Source organism: Streptomyces sp. NPDC048696, assembly GCF_043198895.1.
In the GTDB taxonomy this organism is placed as follows: Bacteria; Actinomycetota; Actinomycetes; order Streptomycetales; family Streptomycetaceae; genus Streptomyces.
Genome location: NZ_JBICVJ010000005.1, coordinates 339395 through 360129, shown reverse-complemented (window position 1 = coordinate 360129; position 20735 = coordinate 339395). Strand labels below are relative to the sequence as shown.

General features: G+C 71.8%; 18 protein-coding genes and 2 tRNA genes. 4 read left to right on the top strand and 16 right to left on the bottom strand.

Translation table 11 applies throughout. The features are described from left to right. Positions 1–101: 101 nt before the first annotated feature. Positions 102–692 carry a lytic polysaccharide monooxygenase gene (locus ACGFRG_RS13105; protein WP_393263577.1) on the top strand — a complete coding sequence of 197 codons (591 nt, stop codon included), beginning with the start codon at positions 102–104 and terminating at the stop codon, positions 690–692. Positions 693–792: 100 nt separating this feature from the next. Here ACGFRG_RS13105 and ACGFRG_RS13100 read toward each other — a convergent pair whose 3' ends face one another. The 10 genes from ACGFRG_RS13100 to ACGFRG_RS13055 form a co-directional block, all read right to left on the bottom strand. Beyond that, complete coding sequence (locus ACGFRG_RS13100; RefSeq protein WP_393263575.1) at positions 793–2328, bottom strand: MFS transporter; 1536 nt, start codon at positions 2326–2328, stop codon at positions 793–795. 144 nt (positions 2329–2472) lie between these two features. Further along, positions 2473–2958, bottom strand: a complete 486-nt coding sequence (locus ACGFRG_RS13095; protein ID WP_361427861.1) for a group II truncated hemoglobin — start codon at positions 2956–2958, stop codon at positions 2473–2475. Then, positions 2955–3533 (bottom strand): hypothetical protein, encoded by a 579-nt coding sequence (locus ACGFRG_RS13090; RefSeq protein ID WP_393263573.1) that lies wholly within the window; start codon positions 3531–3533, stop codon positions 2955–2957. The genes ACGFRG_RS13095 and ACGFRG_RS13090 overlap by 4 nt, the downstream gene beginning before the upstream one ends. A gap of 106 nt (positions 3534–3639) precedes the next feature. Continuing rightward, a tRNA-Lys gene (locus ACGFRG_RS13085) sits at positions 3640–3713 on the bottom strand. A 106-nt stretch (positions 3714–3819) separates the two neighbouring features. After that, positions 3820–4578, bottom strand: a complete 759-nt coding sequence (locus tag ACGFRG_RS13080) for an IclR family transcriptional regulator C-terminal domain-containing protein (protein WP_188278241.1) — start codon at positions 4576–4578, stop codon at positions 3820–3822. Positions 4579–4745: 167 nt separating this feature from the next. Continuing rightward, on the bottom strand, positions 4746–5474 hold the full coding sequence (locus tag ACGFRG_RS13075; protein WP_361427943.1) for an amino acid ABC transporter ATP-binding protein: 729 nt from the start codon (positions 5472–5474) through the stop codon (positions 4746–4748). A gap of 73 nt (positions 5475–5547) precedes the next feature. Beyond that, a complete protein-coding gene (gene ehuD, locus ACGFRG_RS13070; protein WP_361427945.1) occupies positions 5548–6165 on the bottom strand; it encodes an ectoine/hydroxyectoine ABC transporter permease subunit EhuD in 618 nt (205 codons plus the stop codon). A 50-nt stretch (positions 6166–6215) separates the two neighbouring features. Next, positions 6216–6875 (bottom strand): ectoine/hydroxyectoine ABC transporter permease subunit EhuC, encoded by a 660-nt coding sequence (gene ehuC / locus ACGFRG_RS13065; protein ID WP_393263571.1) that lies wholly within the window; start codon positions 6873–6875, stop codon positions 6216–6218. Then, entirely contained in the window at positions 6872–7744 is an 873-nt protein-coding gene (gene ehuB, locus ACGFRG_RS13060) for an ectoine/hydroxyectoine ABC transporter substrate-binding protein EhuB (protein ID WP_361427867.1), read from the bottom strand. Before ehuB ends, ehuC begins: the two co-directional genes overlap by 4 nt. A 69-nt stretch (positions 7745–7813) precedes the next feature. Beyond that, a complete protein-coding gene (locus tag ACGFRG_RS13055) occupies positions 7814–9196 on the bottom strand; it encodes an amidase (RefSeq protein ID WP_393263569.1) in 1383 nt (460 codons plus the stop codon). 141 nt (positions 9197–9337) lie between these two features. On the opposite strand from ACGFRG_RS13055, the gene ACGFRG_RS13050 reads away from it, so the two are divergent. Both ACGFRG_RS13050 and ACGFRG_RS13045 read left to right on the top strand, forming a co-directional pair. Next, complete coding sequence (locus ACGFRG_RS13050) at positions 9338–10402, top strand: LLM class flavin-dependent oxidoreductase (protein ID WP_393263567.1); 1065 nt, start codon at positions 9338–9340, stop codon at positions 10400–10402. 246 nt (positions 10403–10648) lie between these two features. Then, the gene (locus ACGFRG_RS13045; RefSeq protein ID WP_361427873.1) at positions 10649–12361 is read left to right on the top strand and encodes a glycosyl hydrolase family 18 protein; all 1713 of its coding nucleotides are present in this window, start codon (positions 10649–10651) and stop codon (positions 12359–12361) included. 322 nt (positions 12362–12683) lie between these two features. Here the strand turns inward: ACGFRG_RS13045 and ACGFRG_RS13040 are convergent, their stop codons facing one another. Then, positions 12684–14678, bottom strand: coding sequence for a putative bifunctional diguanylate cyclase/phosphodiesterase (locus tag ACGFRG_RS13040; RefSeq protein ID WP_393263565.1), 1995 nt, complete (start codon positions 14676–14678; stop codon positions 12684–12686). A 329-nt stretch (positions 14679–15007) separates the two neighbouring features. On the opposite strand from ACGFRG_RS13040, the gene ACGFRG_RS13035 reads away from it, so the two are divergent. Further along, complete coding sequence (locus ACGFRG_RS13035) at positions 15008–16273, top strand: M6 family metalloprotease domain-containing protein (protein ID WP_361427875.1); 1266 nt, start codon at positions 15008–15010, stop codon at positions 16271–16273. Between the two features lie 149 nt (positions 16274–16422). Here the strand turns inward: ACGFRG_RS13035 and ACGFRG_RS13030 are convergent. From ACGFRG_RS13030 to ACGFRG_RS13010, 5 genes are all read right to left on the bottom strand, one after another. After that, positions 16423–16496, bottom strand: a tRNA-Lys gene (locus tag ACGFRG_RS13030). Continuing rightward, positions 16487–17080, bottom strand: coding sequence for a bifunctional DNA primase/polymerase (locus ACGFRG_RS13025; RefSeq protein WP_393263563.1), 594 nt, complete (start codon positions 17078–17080; stop codon positions 16487–16489). Before ACGFRG_RS13025 ends, ACGFRG_RS13030 begins: the two co-directional genes overlap by 10 nt. 246 nt (positions 17081–17326) lie before the next feature. After that, the gene (locus ACGFRG_RS13020) at positions 17327–17668 is read right to left on the bottom strand and encodes a hypothetical protein (RefSeq protein ID WP_188278234.1); all 342 of its coding nucleotides are present in this window, start codon (positions 17666–17668) and stop codon (positions 17327–17329) included. Between the two features lie 139 nt (positions 17669–17807). After that, positions 17808–19151, bottom strand: coding sequence for an AAA domain-containing protein (locus ACGFRG_RS13015; protein WP_361427879.1), 1344 nt, complete (start codon positions 19149–19151; stop codon positions 17808–17810). Next, the gene (locus ACGFRG_RS13010) at positions 19148–20734 is read right to left on the bottom strand and encodes a hypothetical protein (protein WP_361427881.1); all 1587 of its coding nucleotides are present in this window, start codon (positions 20732–20734) and stop codon (positions 19148–19150) included. The genes ACGFRG_RS13015 and ACGFRG_RS13010 overlap by 4 nt, the downstream gene beginning before the upstream one ends. Position 20735 lies beyond the last annotated feature (1 nt).

The following is a 20735-nucleotide window of genomic DNA, read 5'->3' as shown; positions in this document are numbered from 1 at the left end:
ATAGTCTGGGAGTTGGTCCAGACCAAGTCTGAGCCACGCTCTCTCACGGACGCGCGCGTGCCCGGTCCCGGAACTCCCCCACGTTCTCCAGGAGCGTCAGCATGCGAAAGAAGAAGCCGGGCGCGGCCGTGGTCGCGCTCGTGGCGGCGGGGGTCTCCCTGTTCGCCGCGTCCGACGCGAGCGGCCACGGGTACACCGATCAGCCACTGAGCCGCCAGAAGGTGTGCGCCGACGCCCACGACTGCGGCGAAATACAGTGGGAGCCGCAGTCCGTCGAGGGGCCCAAGGGCTTCCCGGACGACGGTCCCGCCGACGGCACGATCTGCGCGGGCGGCAACAGCCGGTTCGCCGAGCTGGACGACCCGCGCGGCGGAACCGGCTGGCCCACGACTCAGCTGACGGCAGGTCAGACGTACACCTTCCGCTGGCAGTTCACGGCCAGGCACGCCACCACGGACTTCAGTTACTACCTCACCAAAGAGGGCTGGGACCCGAGCCAACCGCTCACCCGCGACGCGCTCGACCCGCAGCCGTTCCTGACCGTCCCCTTCTATGGTCAGCAGCCGCCGTCCACGCTCTCCCACCAGGGCACCATCCCCGCCGGCCGGACGGGCCACCATCTGATCCTCGCGGTCTGGACGATCGCGGACACGGGCAACGCGTTCTACGCCTGCTCGGACGTCCAGTTCTGATTCCGATCCTGATCCCGGGAACGGGCGATGGCCGGGAGGCTCGTGGTGAGCTTCCCGGCCATCGGGTCCGTATCGCGCACGCATCGCGTACGTGGGGTGATCACGCCACCAGTTCGCCCTCCGGCGCGTCGGCCGGCGTCGCCTCGACCGGCGCGGGCTCGGCCGCCGGGGTGCCGCGCAGCAGGGCCACCGCCAGGACCGCCGTGCCCAGGAGCAGCACCGTGCCGCCGACGGCCGCGTACTGCATGCCGTGCACGAACGCCTCGCGGGCGGTGGTGACCAGGGCGTGGTCGGCGCTCGCGACAGCCGCGCCCAGGGTCTCGCGGGCGGCGGGCGGAGCCGAGTCGGGCATGTCGGAGCGGTAGACCGCGGTGCCGATCGAGCCCAGGACCGCCATGCCGAGGGCGCCGCCGAACTCCTGGCCGGTCTCCAGGAGCGAGGCCGCCGAACTCGCCTTCTCGGCCGGGGCCGAGGCCAGGGCCATGTCGGAGACGAGCGCCATCACCATGACGATGCCGCTGGCGATCACCGCGGCGCCGGTCAGCACCAGCCAGAGGGAGTCGGTGCCGGTCAGGGCGAGGATGCCGTAGCCCGCGCCGCCGATCACGAAGCCCGTCGCGATGACCGGGCCCTTGCCCTTCTTCACCGCGACCGCCGTGGCCGTCGGGGCCGCGATGCCCACCGCGAGCGAGGGGGCCAGCGACCACAGGGCCGCCTCCATGGTGCCCATGCCGAGGACCGACTGGAGGTACTGCGTGGTGAAGTACGCGGAGCCCATCATCGCGAAGGCGGCGACGGCGTTGAGCGAGATCCCGGCGCCGAAGACGCGGTCGCGGAAGAGCTCACGGCTGATCATCGCGTCGCGCTTGGTGCGCTGGCGCCGGACGAAGACCCAGCCGATCGCCAGGCCCGCGGCCACCGACAGCAGCCGCGCCCAGCTGAAGCCCTCGGCCGCGAACTCCTTCAGCCCGTACACCACCGGCAGCACCGCGCCCATCGACAGCGGCACGCTGAGCAGGTCGAACTTGCCGGGCGCCGGGTCCTTGAACTCGGGGACCAGGACCGGGACGAGGACCAGCAGAAGCAGCATCGCGGGCACGTTGATCAGGAACACCGAGCCCCACCAGAAGTGCTCCAGCATCACACCGCTCATCACCGAGCCGAGCGCGATGCCGCCCGCCATGGCACCCGACCAGATGCCGATCGCCTGACCGCGCTGCTTGTCGTCGCGGAACATGTTGCGGACCAGGCCCATGGTGGAGGGCATCAGGGTCGCCCCGCCGACGCCCAGCAGGGCGCGGGCCGCGATGAGCATTTCGGCGCTGGTCGCGTACGCCGCCGTGACCGAGGCGAGGCCGAACGCCGTCGCCCCGATCAGCAGCAGCCTGCGGCGTCCGATCCGGTCACCGAGCGACCCCATCGTGATGAGCAGTCCGGCGAGCGCGAAGGCGTACACGTCGAAGATCCACAGCTGCTGGGTGGCGCTCGGGTCCAGCTCCCGGGTGATCGACGGGATGGCGAAGTAGAGGACGGAGACGTCCATCGAGACCAGGAGGAGCGGCAGCAGGAGGACGACGAAGGCGGTCCATTCCCTGCGGCCCGCGCGGAGGCTGTTCGTGCTCGGCGAGTGCGTCATGGCAGGAACTGTACGGCTGTTTAAAACAGTTGTCTAGAACGAATGTATAAGACATGCGTACGGCCCCTTCCGGAGTGCGGGAAGGGGCCGTACGCAGGGCAGTTGAGGCAGGCGGGGTTCAGTTCAGGCGGGGTTCAGGCGGGGTTACGCCTTCGGCTGCCACGGAGGGGTCTGGTTCCACCCCCACCGCGGCACGCGGGCGCCCGTCCCCTCCACCGGGGGCGGGTTGGGACCCGAGTAGAGGAGCGCCATCCGGGTGCCCCACTCGATGTAGTACGCGAACACCGCGCGGAACTCCGGGTCGTCCGCGAGTCCCACCTCGTCCGCCGCGTCCATCAGCAGCGCGATCCAGCGCCGCCGCTGCTCCTCGGTGATGCCGCGGCCGAGGTGGCGCGCGGCCATGTGGTCGTGGCCGCCGTGGGCGGCGGTGTAGTCGGCGGGTCCGCCGAAGACCTCGGCGAGCCAGACGGCCACGTGGTGGGGGTGCTCGGGCGGCGCGCCCGCGAAGACCGGCGCGAGCACCGGGTCCTTGTGCACATGCCCGTAGAACACCTCGGTCAGCCGGTCCAGGGCCGCTTGGCCACCCATCCACTCGAAGATGCTGGGAGTGCCCGGAGTGCCGTCGCTCATACGCTGTCTTCACTCTCCTGTGCCGGTGGTGCCGGTGGTGCCGATGACTCCGCCTGGCGGTCGGGCCCCTGGGCGCGCACCTCTCGCACCCTCTCCAGGGAGTCGCGCAGATCCCCGAGCCAGTCGTCGGTGTGACTCTGCACCAGTCGTACGCACCAGGCGAGCGCGTCGCTACGGCTGCGGGCGACGCCGCCGGCCACCAGGGTGTCGAGAACCTGGCGCTCCGGCTGGCGCAGCCGGGTCATGACGGGGGCCGCGACATGGGTGAACAGAGCGCGTCGCCCACCGCACTCCGCCCCCCAGGACACCTTGCGCCCGTACCGGTGCTCGGCCTCGCGCGCCACGGCGATCCGCTCGTCACGGGTGCGCTCGCGGAACTCCTGGATGCGCCCGTCGAGCGCGGCGTCCCGCTCGGCGGCGGAGACGCCGTCGCCGAGCTTGGGCTCGGGGATGCGCCCGATGACGGTGATCTCCTCGCGGTCGACCACCACCTCGACCAGACGCTCATAGAGATCGTCCGGTATGCGACCGGAAAACCAGCCGCGAAGCTGCTCGTGCTGTTCGGCTGTAATCATGTAATCAGCGTTGCTCGGGCGCGGCGGTTTGCCAAGGGTGTTCGCCGTGGGGGAACGCGGAAACGCAGGAAGCCCCTCGCTTTCGCGAGGGGCTTCCTGCTGTCTGTGCGCCGCCAGGGACTCGAACCCCGGACCCGCTGATTAAGAGTCAGCTGCTCTAACCAACTGAGCTAGCGGCGCCTGCTGACAGAGAAAATACTACCTGGTCCGCGGGGGTGCTCCTGACCACCCGCAGGCGGGACCCGCCCTGGGCGCGGACCGGGCGCGGGGCGGGGAAACGACACGCCTAGATCGCCAGCGACAGCACCACCGGAGCCGCGCGGCGGTTCAGGGTGTCGGCCGCCGAGCGCAGGCGGTGGGCGTGTTCGATCGGCATCGACAGGGCCAGGCAGCCGACCGCCGAGCCCGCCGTGAGCGGGACGGCCGCGCAGACCGTGCCCACCGCGTACTCCTGGAGGTCGAGGACCGGGACCGTCGCCGGCTGGGCGTCCAGCTTGGAGAACAGGATCCGCTCGTTGGTGATCGTCCGGGACGTGAGCCGGGCGATCTTGTGGCGCGAGAGGTGGTCGCGGCGGCCGTTCTGGTCCAGCTGGGTCAGCAGGCACTTGCCGACCGCGCTGGCGTGGGCCGCCGAGCGGAAGTCCACCCACTCGTTGACCTTCGGGGCGCGCGGCCCGTCCGCGTACTGGGTGATCTTCACCTCGCCGTCGATGTACCGGCTGATGTAGACGGCGGCGCCCACCGAGTCGCGCAGTTCGGTCAGTGTGCTCTGGAGCTTGGCCTCCAGGGCCTGCTGGCGCACGGCGCCGGAGCCGAGGAGGACGGTGGAGTCGCCGATGACGTACGCGCCGTCGGCGACCTGCTCCACGTAACCCTCGCAGCGGAGCATGAGCAGAAGTGAGGCGAGATGCGCGGTCGGCAGACCGGTCTCTCGTGCGATCTGGACATCCGTCACGCCGCCGGCGTGCTTGGAGATCGTCTCCAGGACGCGGAAGGCGTACTGCACCGAATGGAACGGCGCGGTCGGCTCGGGCTTCAGCGCCACGGTTTCCCCCTAGCAGGTCGAGACCGCAAGCTTGCCCAACCACGATAACCGCCAAGACCCCTTTCTGGTGGGGGTGTTGACGAGATTGATGATGCGCCCCGGCCGTTGCGCTGGGGCGCATCCCGCTGGCATATGCCAAAGACAAGGTCTTTGGCTGGAATGCGAGGTCAGAGCACCGCACCCAGGAACTCGCGCGTACGTTCGTGCTCTGCTTCCGCAAAGATTTTTTCCGGCGGACCCGCCTCGATGACCTTCCCGGAGTCGAACATCATCACCTCGTCCGAGATGTCCCTGGCGAAATTCATCTCATGCGTGACGCACAGCATGGTGATGTCGGTCGTCGTCGCGACATCGCGGAGCACGTCGAGCACCCCGGCCACCAGCTCCGGGTCGAGCGCGGACGTCACCTCGTCGAGAAGCAGCACCTGGGGGCGCATGGCCAGGGCCCGCGCGATCGCCACCCGCTGCTGCTGCCCGCCGGAGAGCTGCCCGGGCTTGGCGTCGCCCCGGTCGCCGAGGCCGACGAGGTCGAGCAGCTCCTTGGCGCGCGCGTGGGCCTCGTCGGGCGAGAGCCCGAGCACCCGCACCGGCGCCTCGGTGATGTTCCGCAGCACGGTCATGTTGGGGAAGAGGTTGAACTGCTGGAAGACCATCCCGATCTTCTTGCGGGCCTCGCGCCGCTCCTTCTCGGCGGCCGGAAACAGCCGGTCCCCATTGACCCGGATCGTCCCGGAGTCGGGCGTCTCCAGCGTCATCAGCAGCCGCAGGATCGTGGTCTTGCCGGAACCGGACGGTCCGATCAGCGTGACATGGCGCCCGGGCCGCACCGAGAAGCACAGGTCGTCCAGGACCGTGGTGCCCCCGAAGCTCTTGGTGACGTTGTCGAAAGTGATCAGGGGATGGTGATCGGGGGAGGAGCGGTCGGGCGAGTGGTCGGCGGAAGGGGCGGGGGCGTGGTCGATGGACCGGTCAGCGGGCAAGGCGGCGCTCCAGGGCTCGTACGAGAAGGGATGCCGGGTAGGCGATGAGGACGAAGGCGACACCGACCACGGTCAGCGGCTCGGTGTACTGGAAGGTCGACGCCCCTTCGAGGCGCGACTGCTGGAGCATCTCCAGCACGCTGATCCCGGCGAGCAGCGGAGTGTCCTTGAGCATCGAGATGACGTAGTTGCCGAGCGCGGGAACGATTCGGCGGACCGCCTGCGGCAGGATCACCGCGAGCCAGGTCCGGTGCGCGGGCAGGCTGAGCGCGGTGGCCGCCTCCCACTGGCCCCGGGGCACGGCGTCGATCCCGGCCCGGTAGACCTGCGCGGTGTACGTCGAGTAGTGCAGCCCGATGGCGAGGACGCCGGTGGTCAGGGCGGAGAACTTCACCCCCCACTCGGGCAGCACGAAGAACAGGAAGAAGAGCTGCACCAGCAGCGGTGTGGTGCGGATGAACTCGGTGACGGCGGCGACCGGCCACCGGACGAGCCGGGCCGGCGAGCGCAGGCCGAGCGCCCACACCAGCCCCAGCGAGAACGAGATCAGCGAGCCGAGCGCCAGGACCTGGAGGGTGACGAGCATCCCGTCCCACAGGCGCGGCATGAAGTCCGAGACGGCGGACCAGTCCCAGGACGAGTGGTGCGCGGTGGTGCTCACTTGGCCGTCACCCCCAGGTTCGCCTTGGCGCGGCGCTCAAGTGCCTTCATGCCACGGGTGATTCCGAAGGCGAGGACGAAGTAGATGACCAGGGTGACGCTGTAGATCTGCGCGCTGTCCAGGGTGGCGAGGCGTACGAGATAGGCCGCGAAGGAGACGTCGCCGACGCCGAGCAGCGAGACGAGCGCGGTGCCCTTGAGGAGTTCGACCAGCAGGTTGCAGAACGGCGGGATCATCTCCGGTACGGCCTGCGGCAGCAGGATCAGCCGCATCCGCTGCCAGGGCGTGAAACTGAGCGCGACGCCCGCCTCGCGCTGCGCGCGCGTCACCGAGTTCAGGGCGCCCCGGACGATCTCGGCGCCGTACGCCCCGTACGAGAGGCCGAGCGCCAGCACGGCCGCCCACATCGGCACCAGCTGCCAGCCCACCAGCGGGGGCAGCACGAAGAACAGCCAGAACATCAGGACCAGGGCGGACATCCCCCGGAAGACCTCGGTGTAGCAGGCGGCCAGGAAGCGGACGAGCCGCGAGCGGTGCGTACGGGCCATGCCGACCCCGAACGCGACGGCGGCGGCGAGCGCCGCGCTGTACACGGTCAGCTGGACCGTGATCCATATCCCCGGCAGCACCCAGTGCTGCCACAGTCCCGCCGTCATCGGCACAGCTCCTTGGCGGTGAGGGTGGTCATCTCGGCCCGGGTGAAGCCGAACGGGCGCAGGATCCGGAAGAGTTCGCCGCTGTCGCGCATCTTGTGGATCTCGGTGTTGAAGGCGTCGCGCAGCGCGGTGTCGGTGGGCCGGAAGGCGAACCCGCCGCCGTCGACCTTCTTCTTTCCGTCGACCACGGCGGCGAACGGCGTGGTGGCCTCGGCCCGGCTGCTCTTCCTGACCACCGCCCGGGTGGTCAGCGCGGTCCCGGCGAAGACGTCGACGCGGCCGGACTCGACGGCGTTCAACCCGGCGACCTGGTCCTGGAGGATCACGATGTCCTTCTCCGGGAGCCCGGCGGCGACCGCGTACTTGATCTCGGCGTAGCCGGTGCCGGTGGCGAACCGGGCGCGGCTGCGCACCACGTCCTCGTACGTGTGCAGGTTCTTCGGATTGCCCTTGCGCACGATGAAGGAGTCGAGCATCTGGTACTCGGGATCGGCGAAGAGCACCTGCGCGCAGCGGTCCTTGTTGATGTACATCCCGGCCGAGACCACGTCGAACTGCTGCGAGTTGAGGCCGGGGATCAGCGAGGAGAAGTCGGTGGCGACCGGCTGGACGCGGCCGATGCCGAGCCGCTTGAAGATCACCTTGGCGAGCTCGGGGGCCTCGCCGGTGAACTTCCCGTCCTCGTCGACATAGCCGTACGGAACCTCACCGGCGATCCCGAGCCGGACCGTGCCCTGCGATCTGAGCCGCCCGAGCGCGTCGCCCCCGGGCACTCTGGAGCAGCCGACGGCGGCCGTGGCGGCGGCCCCGGCGGCGGTGGCGAGGAGCGTGCGCCTGCGGATCTGGTCTCTCGGTCGTGTTCCAGCCATGGCGGCGCCGCTACCCGGCTTCCACGCCACCATGCGTACGGGTCCCCTATGCCTGATTGCGTACGGGTTCTACTGCTCCAGCGCGTGTGCGGCCCGTAGCACCAGGTCGTCGCGGTGGCGCGCGGCGACGATCTGGAGGCCGATCGGGAGGCCCGCCGAGTCCGTGCCGACCGGGACGGTCACCGCGGGCTGCCCGGTCATGTTGAAGGGGTACGTGAACGGGGTCCACCCCGTCCACCGCCGCAGCCCCGACCCCCTCGGCACCTCCGCGCCCGCCTCGAACGCGGTGATCGGCAGGGTCGGGGTGACCAGCAGGTCGTACGTGAGGTGGAAGCGGGCCATGCGATGGCCGAGCTGGGCCTGCACCTCGGTCGCCGCCAGATAGTCCACGGCGCTCAGGCGCGCGCCCTGATCGGCGATCTCCCGCAGCCCGGGTTCCAGCGCGGCCCGCCAGGCGGACGGCAGCTGGTGCGCGAGGCGGGCCGCCCCGGCGAACCACAGGGTGTGGAAGGCGGCGACCGGGTCGGCGAAGTCGGGGTCGGCCTCCTCCACGTACGCGCCGAGCCCCGCGAGCCGGGCGGCGGCGGCCCGTACCGCCGCCGCGACCTCGCGGTGCACCGCCACCTGGCCGCCGAAGGCCGGCGAGTAGGCGATGCGCAGACCCTTGACGCCCTCGGTGAGCAGCGGCGAGACGGGCTCGGCCGCCCGCACCGACCAGTCGCGCCAGTCGGCCCCGCCGATCACGTCGAGCACCAGGGCCGCGTCCGCCGCGCTGCGGGCCAGCGGCCCGATGTGCGCGAGCGAGCCGAACGGGCTCGCCGGGAACAGCGGCACCCGCCCGTACGTCGGCTTCAGCCCGACGACCCCGCAGAACGCGGCCGGGATGCGCACCGAGCCGCCGCCGTCGGTGCCCAGCGAGAGCGGCGCCGCCCCGGCCGCCACCGCCGCCGCGCTGCCGCCGCTGGAGCCGCCCGCCGTGCGGTTCGGGTCGTGCGGGTTGCGGGTGATCCCGGAGAGCTCGGAGTCGGTGGTGGCCTTCCAGCCGAACTCGGGCGTCGTGGTCTTGCCCACCAGCACCGCCCCGTGCTCGCGAAGGCGTGCCACGGCGGACGCGTCGACGTCCCAACTCCCCTTGGTGCTCGCCCCCTTGGAGCCCCGCAGGGTGGGGCCTCCGGCCGTCGGGAGGGTGTCCTTCACGGACACCGGCACCCCGTCGAGCAGCCCCAGTGGCTCCCCTTTCCGGCGCCGCTCGGTGGCCGCCTCGGCCTGCGCGAGGGCCTGCTCGACGTCGATGCGGACGAACGCGTTGATCCGGGGCTGCACGGCCTCGATCCGGTCGAGCACGGCCGAGGTCGCCTCGACGGGGGTGAAGTCTCCTTTGCCGTATCCGTCCAGGAGTTGACGGGCGGTCAGATCGGCGAGTGCGGCGTGGCCTGTCGTCGGCTCAGTCATGACCGGGTTCGTACCCGCGTTTGCTGATCGACAGCGGCCGCGGAGCCGCCATTGAAAGGCGCCGGGAATAAAACGGAGACACCCTCCTGTTCCGTTCTGTCGTATCCGTACGGCACGAACTGGAGGAGCGGACCGGTGGACGTGGACGACATTCGAGGGACGGCGTTCGGGACCGCGCCCGTGCCCCTGTCCGTACTGGACCTGGTGACGGTCGGCAGCGGCTACACCGCGACCCGGGCCCTGCGCACCAGCGTGGAGATCTCCAAGCTCGCCGAGCGGCGCGGCTTCACCCGCCACTGGGTCGCCGAGCACCACTCCATGCCCGGCGTCGCCTCCTCGTCCCCGGCCGTGATCCTCGCCCACCTCGCCGCCCACACCGACCGCATCCGGCTCGGCTCGGGCGGCGTCATGCTGCCCAACCACGCGCCGCTGGTGATCGCCGAGCAGTTCGGCACCCTGGAGGCGCTGGCCCCGGGGCGGATCGACCTGGGCCTGGGGCGCGCGCCCGGCACGGACGGCGCGACGGCCGCGGCCCTGCGCCGCACCGACCACCTCGATGAGGGCGCCGACCAATTCCCCCAGCAGCTGGCCGAGTTGACGCGTTTCCTGGACGACGACTTCCCCGACGGGCACCCCTACGCCCGCATCCACGCGGTGCCCGGACCCGTGCAGGGCCCGGCCGGGCGGCCGCCGATCTGGCTGCTCGGCTCGTCCGGCTTCAGCGCCCGCCTGGCCGGTGTCCTCGGGCTGCCGTTCGCGTTCGCGCACCACTTCTCGGCGGCCAACACGGTGCCCGCGCTCGACCTCTACCGCGAGTCGTTCCGGCCCTCCGAGGTGCTGGACGCGCCGTACGCGCTGATCGGCGTCTCGGCGCTCGCCGCCGACGACGAGGCGGAGGCCCGTCGCCAGACGCGGACCAACGCGCTGTCGATGCTCCGGCTGCGCACCGGTCGGCCGGGTCTCGTGCCGACCCCGGAGGAGGCGGAGGCGTACGCGTTCAGTCCGCTGGAGCGGGAGTTCGTCGACGGCTGGCTCGCCAACGTCGTCTCCGGCACGCCCGACCAGGTGCGCGACGGGCTCGACGCGCTGCAGAAGCGGACCGGCGCGGACGAGCTGATGCTGACCGCGAACGCGCACGGCCCCGAGGCGCGGCTGCGCTCGTACGAGCTGATCGCGGATGTGTACGGGGCGCCCGGGCCGGCGTAAAACCTGGGTTTCCGGTGATCGGTGGTCCAGCCCGTTCACCGGCTCGCCCAAGATCCATAAGGCACCCTTAAACCGCTCGTCACCGATGGTGGCGGGCGGTTCGTGCGTATGGCACACCTCCCTGACGAGCTGTTTCGCGCCCAAATTGGTCTAGTCCTCAATTTGGTTCAGACCATTGACGTGTCCCGGTCGTGATCGCTATCACTGCTCCAACCGCCGTTCCGCTCACCCCCCGGAGGCCCGTCCGTGTCCGTCCGCAGACCTCTAGCCGCAGCCCTCACCACCGCGACGCTCGCCGCCGGTGCCCTGGCCGCGTTCGCGGGCCTCGGCCCGGCCGCCGCCTCCGCCTCGGATGCCCAGACCGTCGCCGCCTCCACCGGTGGCGTGAAGATCGCGTACTACGACCAGTGGAGCGTGTACGGGAACGCCTTCTACCCCAAGCAGCTCGACACCCGTGGCATCGCGGGCAAGCTGGACGTCATCAACTACTCGTTCGGCAACATCCACCCCACCGACCTCACCTGTTTCGAGGCCAACAAGGCGGCGGGCGACGACAGCAACGCGAGCGCCGGTGACGGCGCGGGCGACTCGTACGCCGACTACCAGAAGTCCTTCAGTGCCGCCGACAGCGTCAGCGGGGTCGCCGACACCTGGAACCAGCCCATCGTCGGCGTCTTCAACCAGTTCAAGCAGCTCAAGGCCAAGTACCCCAAGCTGAAGATCAACATCTCGATCGGCGGCTGGAGCTACTCCAAGTACTTCTCGGACGCGGCCAAGACGGACGCGAGCCGCAAGAAGCTGGTGGCCTCCTGCATCAAGCAGTACATCCAGGGCGACCTGCCCGCCGACCAGGGCTTCGGCGGCCCCGGGACCGCCGCCGGGATCTTCGACGGCATCGACATCGACTGGGAGTACCCCGGCTCGCCCGACGGCCACCTCGGCAACCACTACGCGGCCGAGGACAAGCAGAACTACACGCTGCTGCTCGCCGAGTTCCGCAAGCAGCTGGATGAGTACGGGGCCGCGCACGGCGGCAAGAAGTACCTGCTCACGGCGGCGATGCCGGCCGGGCAGGACAAGATCAAGAACATCGAGACCGACAAGGTCGGGCAGTACCTCGACTACGCCAACATCATGACGTACGACATGCACGGCGCCTGGAACGGCAACGGGCCGACCTACCACCAGTCGCCGCTCTACTCGGGCGCGAACGACCCCACCGACGTCATCAAGCCGGGCACCCAGAAGTACTCGATCGCCAACGCGGTCGACTCCTGGCTGGACGGGAACGCGGCGTACGGGATCGCGGGCGGGTTCCCGGCGAACAAGCTGACGCTGGGGTACGAGTTCTACTACCGGGGCTGGAAGGGCGTCCCGGCGGGCTCCGCGAACGGCCTCGCCCAGACGGCGACCGGGCCGTCCGCCGCGCGCCCGCTGAGCCAGCAGCCCGGGATCGCGCACTACAAGGAGCTCGGCGGCATCGTCGACAACCCGGCGACGACGTTCTGGGACGACCAGGCGAAGGCGTCGTACTTCTACAAGGACGGCGAGTTCTTCACCGGCCTGAACCAGAAGTCCGTTCAGGCGCGGGCGGATTACGCGCACAGCCGGGGGCTCGCGGGGGCGATGATGTACTCGCTGCTCGGGCTCGACGACCAGACCACGCTGCTCAACCAGATCGTGACAGCGGTCGGTTCGTCGCCGTCGTCCACGCCGGACCCGACGACTCCGCCGACCACTCCGCCGACGACGCCTCCGACCACCCCGCCGACCACGCCGCCCACGACGCCGCCCGCCGGTGGGTGCGCGGCGACGGCCTGGGACAAGGGCGGGGTCTACACCGGCGGGACGCAGGTCTCGCACAACGGGCACATCTGGAAGGCCAAGTGGTGGACGCAGGGCGAGGAGCCGGGCACCACGGGGGACTGGGGTGTGTGGCAGGACCTCGGCGCGTGCTGATGCCGACGATCTGAGCCGGAGCCGCCCCACCCCGTGCCGGGGGTGGGGCGGTCTCCTTTGCCCCACCCCGCCCCTCCGGGGGCTGCGCCCCCAGACCCCTTCGCGGGGGCTGCGCCCCCTGCACCCCGCTGTGGGCTCTGCCCCTGCGGGTGGGTGGGTAGCGGGGCTTCGCCCCGGAACCCGTTTTCTTCTGCGGACCGTGCTGGGTTGCTCGCGCAGTTCCCCGCGCCCCTTAGATGGGCCCTTCGGGCCCTCCTAGGGGCGCGGGGAACTGCGCGGCCAGCCCGATATGACCCGCAGGCAAAGACCCCGTACCTCCCGGCTACGCCGGAGCCGCCGCCAGCATGACGCCGATGTGTTCCGGGGCGATCGCTCGGGAGTACAGCCAGCCCTGGCCCGTGTCGCAGCCGATGCGGCGCAGGCGTTCCGCCTGGTGGGCCGTTTCGACGCATTCGGCCGTCACCGTGAGGCCGAGGCGGTGGGCGAGCTGGACCATCGCCTCGACGATCGTCTCGTCGGCCGGGTTGGGGTGCGCGCCCCCCTCGTCGTACTGGAAGCCCCGCACGAACGATCCGTCGAGCTTCAGTACGGAGACCGGGAGCCGGCTGAGGTAGGCGAGGTTGGAGTACCCGGTGCCGAAGTCGTCGATCGCGATCCGTACGCCCATGTCGGAGAGCGCCTGGAGCGCCTGGAGCGGGCGGCCCGCCGAGCCCATGACCGCCGACTCGGTGAGCTCCAGCTGGAGCAGATGCGGGGCAAGACCCGTCTCGGCCAGGATCTCGGCGACGTCCGCCACCAGGTCGGAGTCCCAGACCTGGCGTACGGCGACGTTGACGCTCACGAAGATCGGCGGCACGCCCGGGTGGTCGATCTGCCAGCGCCGCGCCTGCCGGCAGGCCGTGCGCAGCACCCAGCGGCCGAGCTGGACGATGGAGCCGTCCTCTTCCGCAATTCCGATGAACCGATTCGGCGCCAGTGTGCCGAACTGTGGATGGTTCCATCGCACTAGTGCTTCCACACCTTGTACGACTCCGTCGGCCATGCTGACGAGCGGCTGGTACTGGAGTCCGAACTCGCCCCGGTCCACGGCCGGTCGCAGCGTCGAGGACAGCGCCTGGCGGGTCATGCGGTGGGCGTTGCGCTCCGGGTCGAAGAGCGTCCAGCGCGCCTTGCCGTCGGCCTTGGCCCAGTACAGCGTGGTGTCGGCGTCCTGCATCAGGCCCGTCGCGGTCGTCCCGGCGACCACCCGCTCCACCACGCCGATCGACGCCGAGACCGACAGCCGCTGCCCGGCCAGGTCGAACGGCTGCTGGAGCGCGCTCAGTACGGACTTCGCCAGGTCCGCCAGCTGCTCGGTGCCCGTCGAGTCCTCGACCAGGACCGCGAACTCGTCGCCGCCCAGGCGCGCCACCAGGTGCCCGCCGCTGCGCGCGTATCCGCTCTGGTCGGCGCAGTGGGTCAGCCGGGCGGCGACGGCCGACAGGAGGCGGTCGCCGATGCGGTGGCCGAGGGTGTCGTTGACGGCCTTGAAGCCGTCCAGGTCGAGATAGCAGATGCCGATCCGGCCGGTGCCGCCGCGCCCGTACGTCGAGGCCTCCAGGGCGCCCGCGAGCCGCTCGAAGAACAGGGTGCGGTTGGGCAGCCGGGTCACCGGGTCGTGCATCTGGAGGTGGCGCAGCCTGGCCTGGAGCTCGCGGCGGTCGCTGATGTCGGTGATCGAGAGCAGCACACAGGTGCTGTCCGGCACGGGCGCCACCGTCACCTCGGCCCAAAGGGAGTGCCCGTCGGGGTGTTTGAGGCGGCGGGTGCAGCGGAACCGGGAGTGGCTGCCGTTCAGCACCTCGCGGTAGATGTGCCAGGTGCGGGCGTCGGCGGCGAGGTCGACGAGGTCGGCGGCGGCCTGCCCGCACAGCTCGGCGGGCTCGGCGGCCAGCAGCGCGGCCAGCGCGTCGTTGGCGGCGATGACCGTGCCCTCCCGGTCGACGACGGCCATCGCGAGGTGCGCGGCGTTGAACGCGGCGCGGTAGTCGCGCGGTTCGGCCGCGCTGTACTCGCGTACCTCGGCCGCGAGGTGGTGGTGCACCTCGGGTGTGAGGTGGTCGTGCGCCTCGGGCGCGAGGTGGTCCCGCACGTCGGTCGGGGTGAGGTCGCGCAGGTCCGCCGTGGTGCGGTCGCGCGGCTCGATGGTGGTACGGCCGACCGCGTGACGTTCCGGCGGGCGTCCCGAGGGCCGCTCGAAGGTCTCCGGATGACGCTCTGTGACCGGCGGCCGGATCGTCCCGGGGGCTGATCCCGGTCCTTCGGGGGTTCCGCTCACCGCTCGCTCCCGCTGTGCATTCGAGTCGTACAGAGATGTGGTCGGGGCCGTCGACCGGGTGGAGGACAGCCGCCCGGGCTGAATCCACGCAGGAAAGTGTGCCGATCATAGAGGCAGGCGCAGCAGCCGATCCAGCTCCACTGCCGTGATCATGCGCACCCGAGCGCCGAGACCGATCGTTTCTGCATGGGTCTGGCCAGCGGCGATTCCCATGTGACCAATTGTGACTTTCCGTGAGGCATCGGGGTGTCGGGCTGGTGTCGGGCCCCTCACCCGACTGGGGCAGCGGAACAGGGCGTAATCCCTCAAACCCGCACAAGGTGGGTGAGGTGTCCCGCATTCCGTACCCGGAGGTCGACGTGGAGCGTCAGCTGACACCCGGGGGAGTGGAGCGTGTCCGGCTGCGCAGTGCCGCCGCCGCGCTCACCTCCCTCACGGCGGTTGCCGCCACGACCCTCGTGGCGGGCCCCGCCGTGGCCGCCGGATCGGCGATGCCCTGCGCGCTGCCCCGCACCGCCGCCCACCACTCGCTCGGCGTCGACACCTGGAACTCCGCCTACCCGCGCCCGGTCCACACCCTCAACGCGGTGCTGATCTTCCTGTCCTTCCCGGACTCGGCACCGACCATCTCGCCGAAGGAGCTGGCGGGCGACTACTTCCCGGCGACCAGCGACTTCTTCGACCGGGCCTCGTACGGCAAGTTCAAGCTCGCCGCCCATCCGCAGCCGAACTGGGTGAAGATGCCGAAGGCGTCCACGGCGTACCGGATACAGCGCGACTGGGACCCGGACAAGCGCACCGAGTACCTGCGCGACGCGATCGGCGCCGCCGATCCGACGGTGGACTTCTCCGCGTACGACATCGTCTACCTGGTCGCCGACCCGTACGCGCCGGGCGTCGACTCGGACGCCACGAAGGTCGTCAACTTCGACCAGCCGCTGCGGGTCGACGGTACGGACATCAAACGGGTCGTCACCGTCTTCGAACAGCACCCGCCGGACCGCAACGTCCTGGCCCACGAGACCGGGCACGTCTTCGACCTGCCGGACCTCTACCACCGGCCGGTGGACGGCAAGGGCGACTGGGACACGTACGTCGGCGACTGGGACGTGATGGGCAGCCAGTTCGGGATGGCGCCCGATCTGTTCGGCTGGCAGAAGTGGAAGCTGGGGTGGCTGGACCGGCGGCAGGTGGCGTGCGTGCCCGCGCGCGGCTCCACGCTGACGCTGGAGTCGCTCTCGGCGCCGCCGGAGCGCGTCGGCCGGGAGGGCGTGCGGCTGGCGGTGGTGCGTACGTCGGCGGACAGCGCGCTGGCCATCGAGGTACGGGACGCGACCGGCAACGACCGGTCGACCTGCACGGAAGGGGTGCTGATCTACCGGGTGCGCAGCGGGTCCGCGTCCGGCAGCGGCCCCGTGGAGGTCCTGGACACGCATCCGGACACGGGGGCGTGCTGGGAGCACTCGGTCTACCCGGCGCTGGCGGACGCGCCGCTGGGCGTCGGCGAGACGTACACGGTGCCGGGCGAGAAGATCAAGATCGAGGTGGCGGGGCGGACGCGGTCGGGGGGGTGGACCGTGCGGGTCACTCCGTGAGGGCCGCTCCGCGAGGGTCGGGGGGGGCTTGTACGGGGACGCCGCGCGGCAGCCTCTCGCGCGGCAGCCTCGTGCGGGAAGCCGGTGCGGGAAGTCGGTGCGGGAAAACGAAGAAGCCCTCCGCTTGCGCGAAGGGCTTCTTCCGTCTGTGCGCCGCCAGGGACTCGAACCCCGGACCCGCTGATTAAGAGTCAGCTGCTCTAACCAACTGAGCTAGCGGCGCCTGCTGACGTCGTAGACCTTAGCATCCTGATCGGCGGGAGGAAAAATCGATAAGCGGCGCCCGCCGGCGGAGGCGTCGCGGGCCGCTCGTACGCACGCCCAGAGCAGGATGTCCGGGCCCGGCAGCCACGGCTCGCGGGTGTGCGGGGCGACCACCCAGCGGGCCGCCTCGGGGTGCCCGGAGCGTTCGAGCGCGGGGACGGTGACCGCGTCCCCGGTGCCGTGGCAGAGCAGCGGCGGCACGGCGGCCCACTCCTCCCAGTGCAGCAGGGACGGCAGGCGGTGGGCGGTGCCGGGGGCGGCGAAGAGCAGCAGGCGGCCCCGGTGCCGGGCGACCGGGCCGACGCCCGCGCCCTGGGACCACAGCCGGTCGAGCATCCGCCGCCCGAACACCGAGGGCGCGCTGACCACGTCGAACGCGGTGCCGCAGGGCAGCACGAGCGGGGCGGTCGGCCGCGCCTCCCACAGCGCGAGGGTGCTGCGCGGATGCGTGGCGGCCGAGACCAGCCAGGCCGCGCCCTCGGGGGTCACCTCACCGGCGGCGTCGTCGGTGAGCGGGGCCTCGTCGCACTCCACAATGCTCATGTGAGTTAGATCTACCGATCCCGGACGTTCTGCTCCTAATAGTTGCCGGAAACCGGGACAGGGTGGGGCGGGAAGGCGTATGGTGCGCCCCCGCATATGCCGAGGGCGTGTGAGCCAGGGATATCGGGCGGAGTGCGCGGGCGGGCTGAGGCGCCCGGAGGCGCGCGGCCTCCGGCCCGCGCCCTGGCCTGCGGCCCCGCCCCAGCCCGCGCCCTGGCCTGCGGCCCGCCCCCGGCTCGCGCCCCGCTACTTCGCTTCGGTCCCCCGCAGCAGATCCCGGCCGAACTCGACCATCTTCTTCGCGTAGTCCTCGGTCCACTGCGCCCGGTCCGCGATGTCGGCGGCGGTGAGGCGGTCGAAGCGGCGCGGGTCGCCCAGTTGCGCGGCCGCGATCGCCTGGTACTCGACGGCCCGGTCCGCCGCCGCGCGGAACGCCAGTGCCAGCTCGGTCGCGCGGGACAGCAGCTCACGCGGGTCCTCGATCGACTCCAGGTCGAAGAAGTGCTCCGGGTCGGCGGCGGCCTCGGCAGGCTCGAACAGCAACGGCGCGGGCCGCAGCCGCTGCTCCTTCCGCTCGGGCTCCGCCATCAGGTCTCCTCACGCCACGGTTCACGCCACATTTCAACGGCCCGGTGTTCGCCCCGGGCCACCCTCCATTGTCCCGCGCCCCGCAAGGGGGCCTGCCCCGGCCCGGCGCGCCCCGCCGCGCGCCCCCGCCGCCGTGGGGCTACGGCCGGTACGCCACCCGGTGCTCCGACAGATGCGTCAGCACCGCGTGGTTCGCCTCCCAGCCGTCCGGGAACTTCACGGTGACGCCCAGCTGGACCGGCTCGGTCGAGGGGTGCTCGTCGAGCAGGTCGGCGACGCCCGCGCGGCACACCACGACGCACGCGTGCCGGTGCCGGGAGGCGAGCACGCACAGGCGGCCCGTCTCCAGGTGGAACGCGGTCGCGTCGGGCCGCCCGGAGAGCGGGTGCAGCACGACCGTCACGTCGAACTCCCGGCCCTGGAGCCGGTTCGCCGTATCCACCGCGACCCCCGTCACCCCCAGCTCCGCGAGCGCCGCCCGTACCGCCGCAGCCTGGTCGCGGTGGGCCGTGCCGACCGCGATCCGCCCGGCGGTCAGCGGCACCGGGGCCGGGGAGCGCTCGCTGGTCGCGGCCCCGCCCCGGTCCAGCAGCCTGCGGACGACCTGGGCCACCGCCCGTACCGCCTCGGGGTCCGTGCGCGGGGTGTGGCGGGCCGGCAGTTCGAGCAGGGCCCAGCCCGACTCGGCCGCCTCGTCCAGGGCCCGGTCCGGCGCCGAGCCGTCGGAGGCGACGCCGAAGGCGAGCCGCCGGTCGCCGTGGTCCGTACCGCTGCGGAACGGTGTGTACGGGTAGAACGCGTCCGAGACCAGCGGCGCAGCCGACGCGGGCAGCCGCCAGGAGACCGGCAGCCGGTGCTGCGGCAGTGTGGGGTTGTGGGCGAGCAGGGTGGTGACCGCGCTCGCCGACGGGTCGTACGAAAGCCCCGCCCACTGCTCGGAGTCGGCGATCGCGAACGGGTCCAGCTGGCCCGGGTCGCCCACGAACAGCGCCCGCTCGAACAGCCCGGCCACGGCCAGCAGCGCGTCCGAGCGCATCTGGTACGCCTCGTCCACGATCGCGTGCGCCCACGGCTCGACGTCCTTGACGTGCGCCCACTTCGCGGCCGTCGAGATCACCACGTCGAGGCCCGCGAGATCACCGGGCTTCGCCGACTTGCGTACGTTGGCGAGGTCGTCCAGGGCCTTGTCGTACGGGTCGGAGTCGCTGCTGTGCAGCCGGCCGACCGGCAGCTCCGGCTCCTTCTCGGCGAGCCGCACGACGAGGTCGTCGACCTGGGCGTTGGTCTGCGCCACCACCATCAACGGGCGCCCGGCGGCGGCCAGTTCGAGCGCGGCGCGCACCACGAGCGTCGACTTTCCGGCGCCCGGCGGCGAGTCCACGACGACACCGCGCGCGTCGCCGTTCAGCGTGTGGTCGAGGATCCTCCCGGTGGCCTCGGCCGCCGCCGCTGCCGGGTCGAAGCCGCTGTCGGGGCGGGTCACAGCAGGTCCTCCGGGGTGAGGGGATCGGGGTGTTCCGCGTCCGTGCCGGGCGGGCCGCCGTGGGTCCACGGGGTGGCCTCGGGGTCCGGCAGCTTCGGGCCGCCGCGCTGGTCGTGCTCGAAGAGCGTCCAGCACACCGGCTCGCCCTTGTCCGGCACCGAGCCGGGCGCCGGGTCCTTGCCGCGGCCCATCTTGTCGAGCAGCCGCAGGACCAGGGCGCCGTCCGCCTCGTACCCCACGAACTCGGCGGACTGGGGTCTGCCGTCCAGCGAGCGGAACACCTTCGCCCGCTCGGCCAGGTGCGGGGCGTCGTCGGTGCGCACGGTGACCAGCGGGCGCGGGCTCGGCCGCTTCGACTCCGACCACGCCATCACCACCTCGGTGACCTCGCCCGCGAACGCCTCCCCGGCCAGCCTGCGCCCGGCCATCACCAGCGGGTCGTCCAGCGCCTCCTGCGCCTCCAGCTGGGCCTGCGCGGTCTCCCGGGAGGCGAGCTTGGCGGCCGCCGTCACCGCGTCGTCGCGTCGCGGCTGCGGCGGCTCGCCCGCGCGCACCCGGTCGCGGTGGGCGGTGAACGACCAGCGGTCGCGGGTCCAGCGGTCCACCGCGCGCGGCGCCTCGGGAAGCTCCCGCAGCAGGTCCAGGGCGTGCCATACGGCCGCCCAGGTGGGGCGCAGCTGGTCCGCGACCAGGCGGCGGATCTCCTGCTCGGCCCGGCGCAGATCGCCGAGCAGGGCGTCGGCCGTCTCGCCGTCCTGCGCCGCGTACAGCGCCTGGCGGGCCCGGTCGTAGCGGTCGATGGCCGGGGCGAGCAGCTTGTTGTCGAACGCCGGGTCGGTGGCCGGGCCGGCGGGCGGGCAGAGCAGCTGTCCGTCCCGGTCGCGGGCCAGCTCCGCACGGAGCGCCGCCTCGGCGCCCGAGACGCCCTCGGGCGGGTCGATCCAGGCAAGCAGCGCCGCCAGGTGCTGGTCCTCCAGGCTGGACTGGCCACTCGCCCAGTGCCGCCCGAGCAGGTCGGTCGTGGCGAGCAGCAGCGCGGAGCCGGGGACGCGGGCGCGCTCCCCGTAGTGCGTGAGCCAGCGGCCGAGCAGCGGGACGCGCGGCGGCGCGGGGTGCGGGGTGTCGGGGTCCTGCTCGGCGGTGCGGCGAAAGCGCATGGACCGGCCGAGCAGCCGTACGAAGTCGATCGCGGCCCGTCCCGGCACGACGAGCTGCGGCGCGTCGGCGCACAGCTCGACCTCGACCTTCGTCTTCTTGCCGCTCTCGGCGTCGGTCTCGTTGCGTTCGACCAGCTCGACGTCGTCCCCGTATCCCTCCAGGTGCGGCAGTACGGCGTCGGCGAGCTCGGCGAGGAACGCGAACCGCAGCTCGCGGTCGCGCGGCTGCGGCACCACGAGCAGCCGGGGCGCCTCGCGGTCGGTCCCGACGAGCGCCCCCAGCGGCGCCCCCGCCTCGCCGGAGGTGGTCAGCGGCACGAACACCAGCGGGCGCTCGGACAGATGCCGGTGGCGCACGGTGGCCAGCGGCACGGCCCGCCCGGCCTCGGCGGCCTCTAGCCGGGCCAGGGTGGTGATCAGCGACATG

Coding starts and splice junctions, on each gene's coding strand:
- ACGFRG_RS13095 (WP_361427861.1), bottom strand. CDS start 2,958: ATGAGCGACGGCACTCCGGGCACTCCCAGCATCTTCGAGTGGATGGGT.
- ACGFRG_RS13020 (WP_188278234.1), bottom strand. CDS start 17,668: ATGGCGGAGCCCGAGCGGAAGGAGCAGCGGCTGCGGCCCGCGCCGTTG.
- ehuC (WP_393263571.1), bottom strand. CDS start 6,875: ATGACGGCGGGACTGTGGCAGCACTGGGTGCTGCCGGGGATATGGATC.
- ACGFRG_RS13010 (WP_361427881.1), bottom strand. CDS start 20,734: ATGTCGCTGATCACCACCCTGGCCCGGCTAGAGGCCGCCGAGGCCGGG.
- ACGFRG_RS13055 (WP_393263569.1), bottom strand. CDS start 9,196: ATGACTGAGCCGACGACAGGCCACGCCGCACTCGCCGATCTGACCGCC.
- ACGFRG_RS13100 (WP_393263575.1), bottom strand. CDS start 2,328: ATGACGCACTCGCCGAGCACGAACAGCCTCCGCGCGGGCCGCAGGGAA.
- ehuB (WP_361427867.1), bottom strand. CDS start 7,744: ATGGCTGGAACACGACCGAGAGACCAGATCCGCAGGCGCACGCTCCTC.
- ehuD (WP_361427945.1), bottom strand. CDS start 6,165: ATGCCGCGCCTGTGGGACGGGATGCTCGTCACCCTCCAGGTCCTGGCG.
- ACGFRG_RS13105 (WP_393263577.1), top strand. CDS start 102: ATGCGAAAGAAGAAGCCGGGCGCGGCCGTGGTCGCGCTCGTGGCGGCG.
- ACGFRG_RS13025 (WP_393263563.1), bottom strand. CDS start 17,080: ATGAGCATTGTGGAGTGCGACGAGGCCCCGCTCACCGACGACGCCGCC.
- ACGFRG_RS13090 (WP_393263573.1), bottom strand. CDS start 3,533: ATGATTACAGCCGAACAGCACGAGCAGCTTCGCGGCTGGTTTTCCGGT.